At 29.0% G+C, this 14,828-nt stretch carries 11 protein-coding genes; 8 read left to right on the forward strand and 3 right to left on the reverse strand.

Annotation, left to right across the window (positions count from 1 at the left end):
• Positions 1-121 precede the first annotated feature (121 nt).
• Positions 122-304 (reverse strand): hypothetical protein, encoded by a 183-nt coding sequence (locus RYO54_RS13240; RefSeq protein ID WP_315119595.1) that lies wholly within the window; start codon positions 302-304, stop codon positions 122-124.
• Positions 305-911: 607 nt separating this feature from the next.
• Here RYO54_RS13240 and RYO54_RS13245 point away from each other — a divergent pair.
• Positions 912-1,490: a YdcF family protein gene (locus tag RYO54_RS13245; RefSeq protein ID WP_315119597.1), complete on the forward strand. Its 579-nt coding sequence runs from the start codon at positions 912-914 to the stop codon at positions 1,488-1,490.
• 79 nt (positions 1,491-1,569) lie between these two features.
• Positions 1,570-1,815 carry a hypothetical protein gene (locus tag RYO54_RS13250; RefSeq protein ID WP_315119600.1) on the forward strand — a complete coding sequence of 82 codons (246 nt, stop codon included), beginning with the start codon at positions 1,570-1,572 and terminating at the stop codon, positions 1,813-1,815.
• A 66-nt stretch (positions 1,816-1,881) separates the two neighbouring features.
• On the opposite strand, the gene RYO54_RS13255 is transcribed toward RYO54_RS13250, so the two are convergent.
• Entirely contained in the window at positions 1,882-2,541 is a 660-nt protein-coding gene (locus RYO54_RS13255) for a hypothetical protein (protein ID WP_315119603.1), read from the reverse strand.
• A gap of 165 nt (positions 2,542-2,706) precedes the next feature.
• On the opposite strand from RYO54_RS13255, the gene hisS reads away from it, so the two are divergent.
• A complete protein-coding gene (gene hisS / locus RYO54_RS13260) occupies positions 2,707-4,020 on the forward strand; it encodes a histidine--tRNA ligase (protein WP_315119606.1) in 1,314 nt (437 codons plus the stop codon).
• 139 nt (positions 4,021-4,159) lie between these two features.
• Here hisS and pepF read toward each other — a convergent pair whose 3' ends face one another.
• On the reverse strand, positions 4,160-5,962 hold the full coding sequence (gene pepF, locus RYO54_RS13265) for an oligoendopeptidase F (RefSeq protein WP_315119609.1): 1,803 nt from the start codon (positions 5,960-5,962) through the stop codon (positions 4,160-4,162).
• Between the two features lie 152 nt (positions 5,963-6,114).
• Here pepF and RYO54_RS13270 point away from each other — a divergent pair, with 152 nt between their 5' ends.
• The 5 genes from RYO54_RS13270 (at position 6,115) to helD (ending at position 14,751) form a co-directional block, all read left to right on the forward strand.
• Positions 6,115-8,514, forward strand: coding sequence for a heavy metal translocating P-type ATPase (locus tag RYO54_RS13270; RefSeq protein WP_315119612.1), 2,400 nt, complete (start codon positions 6,115-6,117; stop codon positions 8,512-8,514).
• A gap of 253 nt (positions 8,515-8,767) precedes the next feature.
• The gene (locus tag RYO54_RS13275; RefSeq protein WP_315119615.1) at positions 8,768-9,454 is read left to right on the forward strand and encodes a response regulator transcription factor; all 687 of its coding nucleotides are present in this window, start codon (positions 8,768-8,770) and stop codon (positions 9,452-9,454) included.
• A complete protein-coding gene (locus RYO54_RS13280) occupies positions 9,439-10,878 on the forward strand; it encodes a HAMP domain-containing sensor histidine kinase (protein ID WP_315119618.1) in 1,440 nt (479 codons plus the stop codon). The genes RYO54_RS13275 and RYO54_RS13280 overlap by 16 nt, the downstream gene beginning before the upstream one ends.
• Positions 10,865-12,415 (forward strand): hypothetical protein, encoded by a 1,551-nt coding sequence (locus RYO54_RS13285; protein WP_315119620.1) that lies wholly within the window; start codon positions 10,865-10,867, stop codon positions 12,413-12,415. Before RYO54_RS13280 ends, RYO54_RS13285 begins: the two co-directional genes overlap by 14 nt.
• A 41-nt stretch (positions 12,416-12,456) precedes the next feature.
• Positions 12,457-14,751 carry an RNA polymerase recycling motor HelD gene (gene helD, locus RYO54_RS13290; protein WP_315119623.1) on the forward strand — a complete coding sequence of 765 codons (2,295 nt, stop codon included), beginning with the start codon at positions 12,457-12,459 and terminating at the stop codon, positions 14,749-14,751.
• Positions 14,752-14,828: the final 77 nt, after the last annotated feature.

Raw genomic sequence — 14,828 nt, forward strand, 5'->3', positions numbered from 1 at the left:
TATCTTCAACAACCTTGCTACTACTTAATTTTTTTTCATTGATTTGTTTCACTATTTTTTTGTAACTTCAATTTGTATTTGCCATTACCTTTGTAAAAATATATTTCGTCGCATGATGGAGTTAATTCAACTTGAAATTCGTTTTTAGCACCGATATTACTATTGAATCCGTATGTTGAATAAAAGGTAATGTATTTTTGTCTTGACTAGCCCTAAGCGTCCTTATATATCCTATACTACTTGCTACACCGACTTTTAAGGTCATTGTATCACCATCTTGGGATATTGAGTAATCGTTTAGCATAATACCCGTTATTTTTCCCCCAGTACTTAAAAAAATAACCCGGTTACTATTATTAAAAATATAATGATAATCCCAACTTTCTCTTTCATAGAAAATCTTCCTAGATTACAATTTTATGTAGATTATATAAATAATCTTGCTTCACATAAAACTACTATAACGTATTAACTGTTCTTTTATTATATAATGAATATCTTTAAAGTACTACCATCCACTTGATATTGAATGAAGTGCTATCGCACTGTTTTTATTTGTTTTGAATCTAAAAAATCTCCTAAAATAGATTTCCACAACATCTATTATCTAAAAATCTATTAAATATATTTGTAAAACACAAAAGAGCTAAGTATGTAGTGAAAAAGCGACTTTTTCAGAGCGGCTTCACTACGTGCTTATCTATTATTTGTGAAACTAAATTGTAATTTCCTATTCAATGAAATTTTTCTATATAATTCAATTTATTTGTCCAAGTAATGATATACTATTATTATAAAGTAAATTTTAACTGAACTAATCAAAGAGATTAGATACATTATTGTCCCACTTAAAGAGGTGTGGGTATTAGTTACGGTTAGCTATGAGATAACGTACAGAGGAGAGAATCAAAATGACTAAAGTTAAAAAGGTGTTTATAGGGATAATTGTACTTGGCATATCTTTATGTTTAGTTTTAGCTTTGAAAATTTATAATTTTGGATGGAATTCAAAAGTTGAAAAGAGCCAATGCATTATCATTCTTGGATGCAGCGTTTATGGGGAAACTCCTAGCCCATTTTTAAAGGCAAGAATAGAAGAAGGTTATAAACTATATAAACAAGGATATGCAGATTTCATAATGGCTTCAGGAGGACAAGGACCAGGGGAGAATATAAGTGAAGCTGAAGCTATGAAAAGATATTTAGTTAATAAAGGTGTGCAAGAAGAAGCAATAATCAAAGAAGATTTATCCACAAGTACTATGGAGAATTTAGAACAATGTAAAAAAATCATGGAGGAAAAAGGATTTGATAAGGCTATAATAGTATCTAATAAATTCCATTTAAAAAGAGCTTCCTTAATGGCTAAAAAAATTGGAATAGATGCTTCCTTCTCAGGAGCTTTTGTTACGGAGCATAAGGAAAAAGAATATTATTATTTTTTAAGAGAGATACTTGCTCTATGCAAATTCTATATACTGAAAAGATAAATATTTAGTAAAGCAGGAGGAAAAATTCAGAAAATATAGAATATATAAACATGGACAAAAATAATTGGAGGGATGGATCATGGGGAAATTATTTTATTGTACAGAATGCAAAAGAGTTATTAACAGCGGCGAAAAATGTAATTATTGTAATGGGGAAAATATAAAAGACTTAAGCTATGGCACACCAGTTAATGTAATAGGAACTAAAACTAAGGGAAGAGTATTAAAAATTAAGGATAATGTAGTTAGATTATTAGTAAGAGATGAATATAATAATAAGTTTATTAAAGAGTATGAATCAGGACAATTAAGAAAAGTATTATAAAATATTTAGAATTAAATAAAGACTTTTGGGCAAGTTATCCAAAAGTCTTTTTTAGAACTTTAAATTTTAATCATTTTTATAAGGAATAAAATTTTTAAGCATTCCATATGCTTCTAAATTAAAATATAATTCATTAACTTCATCATTTTCACGATATTTTAAAACTGTTCTAGCAATATCATCATTTTCATAGACATCTATTATGCTATCTAGTTTTATTTTAAAGGCACCTAAATAAACGAAAAGCTTATCTAATAAATAAATATATTCATCATCTGTCCAAGTATATAATTCCCTATACTCAGGTAATTTGCCCTTGTTATGCTTCTTGTTATAATACTCTGCTGATTTTTGAAAGGTTTTTAAGTAATCATTAATAAACATTTTACCTTTATTTTCTAAAAAATCTAATAGGGAAGAAGTATCCTCAAAGTCTTGACTTTGTTTAATGTTATTTAAGGAATAAAAAAAAGATTTTCTAACTTTAGGCTGCTCATCTAAGCAGTTGGCTAAAGTTATTTTTTTATAATCAAAAAGCTTATGTAAATCAAAATTAGTTAATTCATTTTCGCATAAAGAATCTAAAGTTTTGTGACCGCCTAAATAACAAAGAAATTTTGTGCCATTAGGTAAATAGCAATCTTCAAATTCTTCATTGTATTTATTTAGTATTTCTTCTATTTCATTAATAGTACTTGGGTTTACCTTTTTGTTAAAGAATAACATAAAATCAACTCCTGTAAATGCAATAATTGTTTTACAATTTAGACTATTAATCATTTTATCATAAAGAACCTGAATAGTGAATAATAAAATTTAAAAATTGGTTAAACTATGTTATAATATGAAACTAAAGGAAAGCAATTATATATGCAAAATGGAGGGATAAAGTTGTCAAATGATATAGTTAAGCCATCTATATTACCTGGTTTTATGGAACTATTGCCTGCGGATCAAATAGTTTTTAACAAAGTGATGGATACGATAAGACATAATTATGAAAAATTTGGATTTATACCACTTGATACACCTGTGATGGAAAAGTCAGAGGTACTTTTAGCAAAAGGTGGAGGAGAAACGGAAAAACAAATATATAGATTCATGAAAGGGGATACGGACATATCCATGAGGTTTGATTTAACAGTACCTTTGGCAAGATATGTATCCCAGCATTTTAATGATCTAAGTTTCCCTTTTAGAAGATATCATATTTCAAAGGTGTACAGAGGAGAAAGAAATCAAAAAGGACGTTTTAGAGAATTTTATCAAGCTGATATAGATATTATTGGTAACGGAAAATTAAGCATAATTAACGACGCGGAGATACCTAGCGTAATATATTCTACTTTTAAAGAATTGGGATTTGAAGATTTCACCATAAGAATCAACAATAGAAAGATATTGAATGGATTTTTTGAGTATTTAAATATAACTAATAAAGGTGATGTTTTAAGGACAATTGACAAGATAGAAAAAATTGGCGAAGAAGCTGTAGTTAAAGAGCTAATGGACCTAGGTGTTGAAGAAGGCTCAGTTAAAAAAGTAATGGAGTTTATTAAAATAAAGGGAGAAAATGACCAAATTTTAAAAGCTTTAGGTGAATTAGGCGTTAATAGCGAAGTATTCAAAGAAGGATATGATGAACTTAGTAAAGTGGTACATTATATAAGATGTTTCAATGTGCCAGAAAAGAATTTCAGAATAGACCTTACTATTGCAAGAGGACTTGATTACTACACCGGTACAGTATATGAAACTATTTTAGATAATTATCCAAGTATCGGAAGTGTTTGTTCAGGTGGAAGGTATGATAACTTAGCAGAATACTATACAAATCAAAAACTTCCTGGAGTTGGGATTTCCATAGGTCTTACAAGATTATTTTATCAATTAAGAGAAGCCAATATATGGGGAGAGAATGCTTCATCAACTTTATCCCAGGCCCTAGTTATCCCAATGGATGATTGCATAGAAGAATCCATAAAGGTTGCTAATGGATTAAGAAACAAAGGGGTAGTTGCTGAACTTTATCTAGAAGATGGAAAGATAGGCAAGAAATTTGCATATGCAGATAAGTTAAAAATACCTTATGTTATATTAATAGGACCAGATGAAGTTAAAGAAAATAAACTAACAATTAAAAACATGACTTCAGGAGAACAGAGTATGATTTCTTTAGAAGAAGCGGTTAGTTTAATTAAATAGTTATTTTAGTTGAGAGTTAAAAACTTAATAGTGAAAAGTTTAAAATTAAGAGTGAAGAGTTATGGATGAAATTCCTTTACTCTTCACTTTTCATTTTCAATTCTTCATTAACTTTCAATTTTTAACTTTTAACTATCCATTAAGAAATTGTTTCTTCCAACATATCTAACAACTGATTGAATCTATTAATAGTGTCTTCCATAGGTTTTGAAGTAGTCATGTCTACTCCAGCCTTTTTCAATAGATTTATAGGGTAGTCGCTGCCACCACTTTTTAAGAAGGATATATAGTTTTCTAATGCACCTTCTTCTCCTCTTAGTATTCTTTCACTAAAGGAATTTGCTGCGGCAAAGCCTGTTGCATATTGATATACGTAAAAATTGTAGTAGAAATGAGGTATTCTAGCCCATTCCATATCTATTTCTTTATCTACTATCATTTCAGGTCCAAAGTATTTTACGTTTAAATCATGCCATATGTTGCAAAGTTCTTCGCTAGTTAATGGAGTACCCTCTTCTAGTTTTCCTTGAGTAATCATTTCAAATTCTGCAAACATAACTTGCCTAAATACAGTAGTTCTGATCTGTTCTAATTCACTGTTAATATAGTATAGTTTTTTCATCTTATCTTTTTCATTTTTTATTAAGTAGTCAATTAAAATGCATTCATTAGTGATTGAAGCAACTTCCGCACAAAATAGGGTATAGTTTGAGTAAATATAAGGTTGCGTTTTATTAGAGTAATATGAGTGTATAGAGTGACCCATCTCATGAGCTAAAGTTGATACATCATTAACTTTATTGTGGTAGTTTAAAAGTATATAAGGCATTGTATCATAGGAACCTGTGGAATAAGCTCCCCCTCTTTTGCCTTTGTTTTCGTATACATCAACCCATCCTTCCTCTATGCCATCTTTAAATATTTTTAAATAATCTTTTCCTAGAGGATTTAGTCCTTTTTCTATTAATTTAACTCCATCTTTATAAGACACTTCTATATCTGGAGTATTTATAATTGGAACATATAAATCATACATATGAATTTCATTTAGACCTAATAACTGCTTTTTAATTTTAACGTATCTATGAAGGGTAGATAGGTTATTGTTTATTGTTTCTATAGTTTTATAATATACTTCTAGAGGAATATTATTTGGTTTTAATGAGCTTTCTAAAGAAGAGGAGTATTTCCTCATTTGAGAATTAAAAATGAAAGCTTTCATTGAAGATGTTAATGAAGTAGCAAAGGTATTTTTAAATTTTTCGTAGGTTGAAAATAGAGTTTTAAATGCATTTTCTCTAACTTTTCTATCTTTTGAAGTTATATAAATTGAATAATTTTTATCAGAAAGCTCAACTTCAGCACCTAACTCGTCTTTTATTTTAGGGAAAGTCATGTCTGCATTTGAAAGCATATTAAAAATATTAGCAGGAGCTTCTAAAGCATCGCTTACAGCAGCTAAAATTTTTTCTTCTCCCTTGCTTAAAGTGTGTGGTTTTAAATTTAATATATCATCGATAGCAAAGGTATATATTTTAAGTTCAGGGGTATCTTCAATTTCTTTTAGCAATTGCTTTTCATCCATAGCTAGTATTTCAGGAAGGAAAAAAGATTTTTCAGCATTAATTTGAGGTATAAAGCCCACAATTTTATTCCATAGTGCTTGATATTTAGTGTTAGCTGTATCTTCATCAGCTCTACAATGAGCATATATGTGTAACTTTTCTGCTAATCTACTAATTTCCTCATCTAACTTTAAAAAATTAAGCAGTTCCTTTCCTATGTTAAGTTTTCCTTCATAATGAGATAATTTCGGAGTAAGTTCTTTTAACTTTGAAAAATCTTCATCCCATAAAGATTCATTAGGATAAATTTTGTTTATTTTCCATTTATATTTTACCTCTATTTCATCTCTAGTTTTGATTCGTTTTGTGTTTTCCATAATAATACCTCCTTAAGAATAAATTACAACTATAATACATAATAAAAAAGAAAAAGTAAATACACATAAATATATATTGACATATACTAGTATTAGTACTAAAATGAACATATGAACAATTATTCATATGTCTTATATAGGGGGAGTAATTTATGGAAGGAAATAAATTAGAGTTAACATTAGATGGATTAGACTGTGCTAATTGTGCAGGTAAAATAGAGAGAGCTGTAAATAATTTTGAGGAAGTAGAAAGTGCTTATATGAACTTTGTTACTAAAGTACTAACTATCATGTTAAAAGAAGAAAAAAGCAAAGATAATGTGGTAGGCAAAGCTAAAGAAGTGGTAAATAAATATGAACCACATGTGAGGGTAAGTGAAAGAAAGGCAAAAGGGAAAATACAAAAAATAAACAGATACGAGAATAAGATTAGTAAAGTAGAATTAATTTTAGATGGATTAGATTGTGCTAATTGCTCAGCAAAAATTGAAAGAGCAGTTGGAGAATTAGCAGAAGTTAAAGATGCTTCTATGAATTTTGTATCTAAGGTGCTAACTATTAATTTAAAGGAAGAAAAAAGTAAAGAGAATGTAATAAGTAAAGCTAAAGAGATAGTTAATAAATATGAACCAGATGTAAAAGTAACTGAAAAAAATGCACCTATGACTAAAAAGGTAGAGGAAGTAAAGGAAGTAGAGAAAGAAAGAGAAGAGGAATTTGAAGGAAAAAGAAGAATATATCAAATTGCAATAGGGACAGTAATTGCGGTAATCGCATTTCTTTTAAAGGATAAAGGAATGATGGGAATATCATTATTTCTCATAAGTTACCTATTAATAGGCGGAGAAGTAGTATTAAATGCCCTTAGAAATATCTCGAGAGGACAAGTTTTTGATGAAAATTTTCTAATGACTATTGCTACAATAGGAGCTTTTGCTATAAAGGATTATCCTGAAGCTGTAGCTGTTATGTTATTTTATCAAATAGGTGAATCATTCCAAGACTATGCGGTAAATCATTCAAGAAGATCTATTTCTTCTCTACTAGACATTAGACCTGATTATGCAAATTTATTAGTAAATAATGATATAAGCAAAGTTTCACCTGAAGAAGTGGAAGTTGGAGATATAGTTATAGTAAAGCCAGGGGAAAGAGTTCCACTTGATGGAGTTGTGCTAGAAGGAGAATCTTTTATCGATACTTCAGCTTTAACAGGAGAATCTGTCCAAAGAAGAGTGAAAGAAGGAAGTGAAATACTTTCTGGTTTTATTAATAAAACAGCTTTATTAAAGGTTAAAGTAAGCAAAAATTATGGACAATCAACAGTAGCTAAAATACTAGATTTAGTAGAAAATGCAGGAGCTAAAAAAGCGCCAACAGAAAAGTTTATTACTAAATTTGCAAGATATTATACTCCAGCAGTTGTATTTGCAGCAGCCGCTTTAGCCGTATTACCACCTTTATTTATTCAGGGTGCAACTTTCTCAGAGTGGCTATATAGAGCATTAACATTTTTAGTAATATCTTGTCCATGTGCTTTGGTAGTTTCAATTCCTTTGACTTTCTTTGGTGGAATTGGTGCTTCATCTAAAAAAGGTATATTAGTAAAGGGCGGAAATTATCTTGAAGCATTAAATAATGTAGATACTGTGGTATTTGATAAAACTGGAACTCTAACAAAGGGAGAGTTTAAAGTAAATAATCTATATTTAGAAGAAGGGATAAGTAAAGAGGATTTTACTTATAAAGCAGCCCTTATTGAAAGTTTCTCAAATCACCCTATAGCTATATCCATAAGAGAATACTATGGAAAAGAAGTAGACAAGAATATAATTAAAGATTATGAAGAGATATGGGGAATGGGTGTTAAGGCATTAGTAGATGGAAAGAAAGTATTGCTTGGAAATGAAAAGTTAATGAGCAAAGAAAATATAAAAAGTAAAGAAGTTGAAGATTATGGAACAATAACTCATTTAGCTGTAGATGGAGTATATTGGGGATATATGGTTATATCGGATCAAATAAAAGAAGATTCTAAAGATACCATTAAAAAATTAAGGGAAAAAGGAATAAACAATATTGTTATGCTTACAGGGGATAGCAAAAATGTAGGAGAGAAAGTAGGAGAAATATTAAATATAGATAAAGTTTACTCGGAATTACTACCAGGAGATAAGGTTGATATCGTAGAAAAACTTTATTCAAATAAAAAAGGAAATTTAATATTTGTAGGAGATGGAATAAATGATGCTCCAGTATTAAGAAGGGCTGATATAGGAATGGCAATGGGAGCTCTTGGCTCAGATGCTGCTATTGAAGCTTCAGATGTTGTAATAATGACAGATGAACCATCAAAAATTATTACTGCTATAGAAATAGGCAAAAGAACAAGAAAGATTGTTATACAAAATATAGTTTTCGCTCTTGGAGTAAAGTTTTTAGTACTGATATTAGCAGCATTAGGGCTTACAAACATGTGGGCAGCGGTTTTTGCAGACGTTGGAGTGGCTCTAATTGCAGTGTTGAATGCTATGAGAATAGTTAGGGTTTAGTTAAGAATTTAGCTGAAAATTTACATTTTGAGAATTGAGAGTTAAGGCTTTCAATTCTTTTTTATTTTTAACATAAAATTTCGTAGCAATTTTGCTAAAATAATGTCATTATATTATTAGCTATATTTGCATAAACAATATCTTTGTTAAAAAATTATAATTGAGAAAATAAATTGAAACAAATTTGTAACCCTTTATTTTATATATAGTTTATTATAAAATTGATATATAAGTATGTATAAGGGTGATAAATATGATTAAAATTTTGGTTGTGGAAGACGAAATGAGTATAAGAAGTTTTCTTAAAATAAATCTTCAAAGAAATAATTTTAATGTTATAGAGGCAGGAACGGGAGAAGAAGGAATAAGACTAGCAAAATTAGAGAAGCCAGATATAGCTATTTTAGATGTTATGCTTCCAGGTATTGACGGATTTAAGGTTTGTGAAATGCTAAGAAATGAATATCAAAATATTGGTATAATTATGCTTACAGCTAGAGCTCAAGATATAGATAAAATAATGGGATTAGAATTTGGAGCAGACGATTATATGGTAAAACCTTTTAATCCCTCTGAATTGGTTTTAAGGATAAAGGCTATATTGAGAAGAATGGAAAATCATAGTGAAGAAGAAAAACAGATATTAACCAGTGGAATATTTAAATTAGATGTATACTCTCAAAAGGTATATAAAAATGATGAAGAAGTAGATGTAACACCAAAAGAGTATATGTTAATGAAAATATTTGTTGAAAATGAGGATAAGGCATTTAGTAGAGATGAATTATTAGACTTAGTTTGGGGCTATGATTTTGTTGGAGATTCAAAAATTGTAGATGTAAACATAAGAAGATTAAGAGCAAAGATAGAGGACAATCCCTCTAATCCACTATGTATTGAAACGGTATGGGGAAGAGGATATAGATGGAAAAAGATCTAAAAAGAAGCATCAAAAAAAGGCTGTTTAGAAATTTTATGATTATTATAGTAATAAGTGTTATGGCTATAGAAGTCATATTAATGAATTTTGTAAAAGTGTATTACTATGGTAATGTGGAAGAGATATTATCAAATCAAATTAGAATTTCCTCAGATTTTTATTCTAGATACTTTTCAAATAGTTCCCTAGAGGATAATGTAATGGAAAATGTGGATGTATTTTGGAAGCAAACCAATGCACAGGTTCAAATAATAAATTTAAAAGGAAATATACTAATGGACTCAATAGGAACCATACATAAAGGAGTAATTGATACTTCCGATGTAAAAAAAGCCTTAGAAGGAGAGCTTGGTAAGTGGATTGGAATGGTAGAATATGATAGTGCTAAAGTAATGGCAATATCATATCCTTTAAAATCTCAAGGTAAAATAGTGGGCGTGTTGAGGTATATTAGTACTTTAAGAGATGTGGATAAAGCTATTATGTCAATATCCACCTTATTTTTGTCGATAGGTTTCATTGTTATAATATTAGTAGGAATAATCAGCATTTTTTTATCCAATAGCATTATAGATCCTTTAAAAAAACTTACTGAAACAGCTGAAAAAATGGCTAATGGTAATTTAAAAGTAAGAAACGAAAAAGAAATGGATGATGAAATAGGAAAATTATCAGATACCTTAAATTATATGGCAGAGGAATTATTAAAAAAAGAGGGACTAAAAAATGATTTTATTTCTTCAGTGTCTCATGAACTTAGAACTCCTCTAACAGCTATAAAAGGATGGGCCATTACATTGAACACTGAGGAACTTCCTCCAGAGGATTTAGTTAGAGATGGACTCACTATTATTGAAAAAGAAAGTGATAGACTATCTTTGATGGTAGAGGAATTATTAGATTTTTCAAAACTGATTTCAGGTAAAGTAAGTATTAAAAAAGAGAATACAAATATTAATGGAGTTGTAGAGTATATAGAAAAATATATAGGACCGAGAAGTAAAAGAGAGAATATAGATTTCACTATAAATTATAAAGATGAGCTACCTACACTTTTGATAGATAAAAATAGAATAAAGCAAGTTTTAATAAATTTATTAGATAATTCATTTAAGTTCATGAAAGAGGATGAAACTAATAAAAAGATAAGCTTAAGTATTTATAAAGAAGAAAAGTATGCTATCATAAAGGTAGAGGATAATGGATGTGGTATAGGGAAAGAAGAACTCCCTAAAGTAAAGGAAAAGTTTTATAAAGGTAAAAGTAGTAAATCACAAAATGGTATTGGATTATCAATTTGTGACGAAATAGTTAAAATGCATGGAGGAGAATTAATTATAGAAAGTAAATTTAATATAGGAACTAGCATTTATATAAAATTACCTTTAGAGCAATTAAAAGGAGATTACAATGAAAAAAAATAGCTTTTATATAATAGGTTCAATATTATTATTTATATACTTAAGTTCTTCTATTTTTTCAGGATGTTCTTTAAATAATTTAAATGCAACTGATAAAATATCTTCTCCTAGTAATAGCTTATCTCCACTTAATGGTGTATGGGAAGTAAAAAGATATAAGGTCTTTAACTCTGGAAGCAAAACATATCAAGAAAGCAAAAGGAAGCCTGCAAATTTACTAGGAAGCAAGGCGGCTTTTAATAAAGAACATTCATTTTTAATCGATGAAATATGTAAAGATCCTCAATACAAACTAAAGGAAGTAAATGCAAACAATTATTTTTTTTATACATATAAAGTAGATAAAGAAGACCTTGATATTAAAGAGGATAAGATAGAAGTAATTTCAGTAGTTCGTGACGGAGGCTTATTTTATGATTTTATAAAAATAAATGAAAAAGAACTAGTAGTATATCTAGATGATGTATTTTATTATCTTGAAAAAATTGATGATGATACTAGTAAAGTCTTAAGCAAGGAAAACTTAGAGAAATTACAAAAAAATAAGATAGAGAATCCTTTAGAAAAAGATGAATTACTAAGAACAGGAGTTTTAATAGGTTTAAGGTCTAATACTCCTATTGAATATGAAGATATTCTAGGGGCAGAATATGAAAATAAATCTATTTTTTATAGAACAATATGGATAGGATCTGAAAATAGTAGGCTTCACCCTATACTAGAAACTCCTAACTTATTTGTACCAAGAGTGAGTGGTTTTTGGTGGCTCGGTGTTGATGTAAGTGGATTAAATTCAGAATATCCTACGAATACATTATTTTCTTATCCTGTTGGTAAAGAAAGAAAAGATTTTAGTGATATAAAATTAATGGATGAACAATCCTTGAAACGAATCTTGTTTGTAGGAAATGACTATGTGGCTATAGAGCAAAAAAATGCTTCAAACTTTAATGATGATGAAGGAAGGAGTATCCTTCAAGTAAGATTGATAGATAATATTTTAGACAACAAAGGGATAAAGATTTCCGATATTAGTGGAGAAGAGGGAAAAACTTCAGTGTATGACTCAGCAGTGGCATTTTTGGCATTAGAGGATAAAGAGTCCTCAAAAAGGTTGGAGCAAGAACCAAGAGAGGAGAGTTTTGCATTATACAGAAGAAATGGCCATTGGATAGTAAAGGGTCGTTTGAACAGTGTTAATACTAATGATTCTTTCTATAAGGACTATAATATTAACATAGTACCTCCTAAGAAAATGTTAAACTATGATGAATTTCATATTTCATGGAACGATGTAAAAGAAAAAGTGCCAGGGGCTGTGGATGCATACACCTCACCTAATAAAGATTTAGCGATAATTATTTCAGATAACAATCTATATGTTTATAAGATACTAAATGGGACTTTAGAAAATATGTACTTAAAAAAGATAGCTCTAAAGCAAGGAGAAAGCGTAGTAATGGCTGAATGGGCTACCGGTGAGTACATGGAAAGATGGGAAAAGACTTTAAAAGGAAATGCTGATATATTTGTCCGTTAGCAAATATATTAGCATTTCTAATGCTGTTTTGGAGGGATTTTATGGCTATAAATAAAGAACAATTTGAAATTGAAAAAGAGAGTTTAGATAATACTATGTCTTGGATAGAAAGAGAAATAGTGTATCTAGAAGACAGTGAAGAAGATATAGATAAAAAGGTTCTTAAATTAAAAAAAGAGTCTAAAGGAAAATATAATATTGAATTGCAATCCTTTTTAAAGATACAAAGCAATTTAAAGGATAAAATAGTTAATTATAGAGAATCAAAGGATAAACCATATTTCGCTAGAATAGATTTTAAGGAAAAATTGAGAGATGAAGAAAGTTTTTATATTGGAAAGATTGGTCTTACAGACGAAAGAGAAAAAGAAGAAAGAGTGATTGACTGGAGAGCGCCCATAGCTGATCTCTATTATAGCGGCACAGAAGGAAAAGCCAGCTATCAAGGACCTTATGGAGAAATACTAGGAGAACTTTTATTAAAAAGAAAATTTTTAATAAAAGAAAGTGAATTAGTAGATGTTTTTGATGAAGGAAAAAACCAAATAATTTTAAGGAATTTAGGGAGTAGTGAAGAAGGCGAGGAACTAGAGGATGAGTTTTTAAGGCTTACACTGGAGGAGAGTAGTGATACTAAGCTGAAAGATATTGTTGCCACAATCCAAAAAGAACAAAATGACATAATAAGAAGCGAAAAAAATAAAGTTATGATCGTACAAGGTTCAGCGGGTTCAGGAAAAACTACCATAGCTCTTCATAGATTAGCATATTTGCTTTATAAATATAAAAATAAAATAGAATCAGAAGAGGTTCTAGTGCTTGCACCAAATAAGCTATTTTTAAACTATATATCAGAAGTACTTCCAAACTTAGGTGGGGGAGATGTGCCTCAAAATACTTTTGAGGATTGGGCAATGGATATTTTGAAAATGAAAATGAAGCTTTATAATAAAGATCAAAAACTAAGTTATATAATTGAAAACAGCCAGAATGAGGATATAAAGCATACTATAAATGGAAGTAAGCTAAAGGGAAGTATTTTATTTAAAACTGTTTTAGATAGATACATTAAATATGTAGAGTTTTCAGGAATCAGTTATGAAAATATTAGCGTAGGAGAGCATGTAATATTCTCAAGAAAAGAGATTAAAGAATTAATAGTAAAAAACTTAAAATATTTGCCATTGGAAAAAAGAGTAGAGGAATTAAAAAGATATTTTAATGCTCAATTAAAGAATAGATTAGATAAAATAATTAATGGAATAGAAAGAGATTATGATTATCTTTTAAAAAATATTAGAAATTCTGATGAAGAAGAGTTAATAAAAAGAGAAAAGCTAGTATCCCTTTATGATGAGAAGGATGAAAAAATAGATAGTATAAAAAAGGATAGTAAAAAGGCTTTAAAAAACTTCTTTAATGCTCTAGGAAAAATTGACGTATTAGGACTTTATTATAATCTATTTGAAGATGAAGATTTATATCTTATGATGACTGATGAGTTAATTCCAAAAAATTTATGGGATTATTTAAAGGATGAATTGAAAAGTAATATTGATAATAAAATTCTAGATAGGGATGACTTAGCAGCGCTCTTATATTTGAAATTAAAACTACAAGGAAATGATTATCCTCTATATAAGTATATGATAGTGGATGAAGGGCAAGATTATAGTAAATTTGAAGTGTTTGTATTAAATTCTTCAGTGGTAAACGATGCATTTACTATAGTTGGGGATGTAGGTCAAAGTATATATTATTATAGGGGTATTAATGCATGGGATGGTTTAATTAAGGATGTTTATAAAGGAACAGGGGAGTATATATCCCTTTCACAAAGCTATCGTTCTACTATTGAAATTGTAAATTTCGCTAATAAAGTACTTACTAAACAAGAAAATTTCTTAAAGCCAGCAAAACCAGTGTTAAGACATGGTATGGAGCCAGCTATAATAAAATATAGTGAGGATTTAGAATTAGTAAAAATCTTAGATGAAATAAGTAAAGAAGTTAAAAATAATAAGAAGAAAACCATAGCATTGGTTGGTAAGGACATGAAGGAATGTAAAGAGATACATGAAAAACTAGTTAAAAATAAAATAAAAGGTTGGAAGTTAATAAAAGAAGATAAGGGACAAATGGAAGAGGAAAGGATAATAATACCTTCCTATATGACAAAAGGATTAGAATTTGATTGTACAGTAATATATAATTGCAATAAAAATAACTATTCAGATAATGAACTGGATAAGAAATTATTGTATGTAGCTTTAACTAGAGCACTTCATATGGAATATATTTTATATAAAGATGAGATTTCAGAGCTTTTAGTTTAATTTTTTATGTTTTTCTTAGCAAACTTAATATATAATAGAGTTAATATTATATATTTTTAAAGGCATGGAGGATTTAC

The sequence above is a fragment of the uncultured Clostridium sp. genome (assembly GCF_963515715.1).
Classification (GTDB): domain Bacteria; phylum Bacillota; class Clostridia; order Clostridiales; family Clostridiaceae; genus Clostridium_AW.

Excerpts from the sequence above, each read along its gene's own strand:
- RYO54_RS13240 (WP_315119595.1), bottom strand. The coding sequence starts at position 304 with ATGCTAAACGATTACTCAATATCCCAAGATGGTGATACAATGACCTTA.
- RYO54_RS13245 (WP_315119597.1), top strand. The coding sequence starts at position 912 with ATGACTAAAGTTAAAAAGGTGTTTATAGGGATAATTGTACTTGGCATA.
- RYO54_RS13250 (WP_315119600.1), top strand. The coding sequence starts at position 1,570 with ATGGGGAAATTATTTTATTGTACAGAATGCAAAAGAGTTATTAACAGC.
- RYO54_RS13255 (WP_315119603.1), bottom strand. The coding sequence starts at position 2,541 with ATGTTATTCTTTAACAAAAAGGTAAACCCAAGTACTATTAATGAAATA.
- pepF (WP_315119609.1), bottom strand. The coding sequence starts at position 5,962 with ATGGAAAACACAAAACGAATCAAAACTAGAGATGAAATAGAGGTAAAA.
- RYO54_RS13270 (WP_315119612.1), top strand. The coding sequence starts at position 6,115 with ATGGAAGGAAATAAATTAGAGTTAACATTAGATGGATTAGACTGTGCT.
- RYO54_RS13275 (WP_315119615.1), top strand. The coding sequence starts at position 8,768 with ATGATTAAAATTTTGGTTGTGGAAGACGAAATGAGTATAAGAAGTTTT.
- RYO54_RS13280 (WP_315119618.1), top strand. The coding sequence starts at position 9,439 with ATGGAAAAAGATCTAAAAAGAAGCATCAAAAAAAGGCTGTTTAGAAAT.
- RYO54_RS13285 (WP_315119620.1), top strand. The coding sequence starts at position 10,865 with ATGAAAAAAAATAGCTTTTATATAATAGGTTCAATATTATTATTTATA.
- helD (WP_315119623.1), top strand. The coding sequence starts at position 12,457 with ATGGCTATAAATAAAGAACAATTTGAAATTGAAAAAGAGAGTTTAGAT.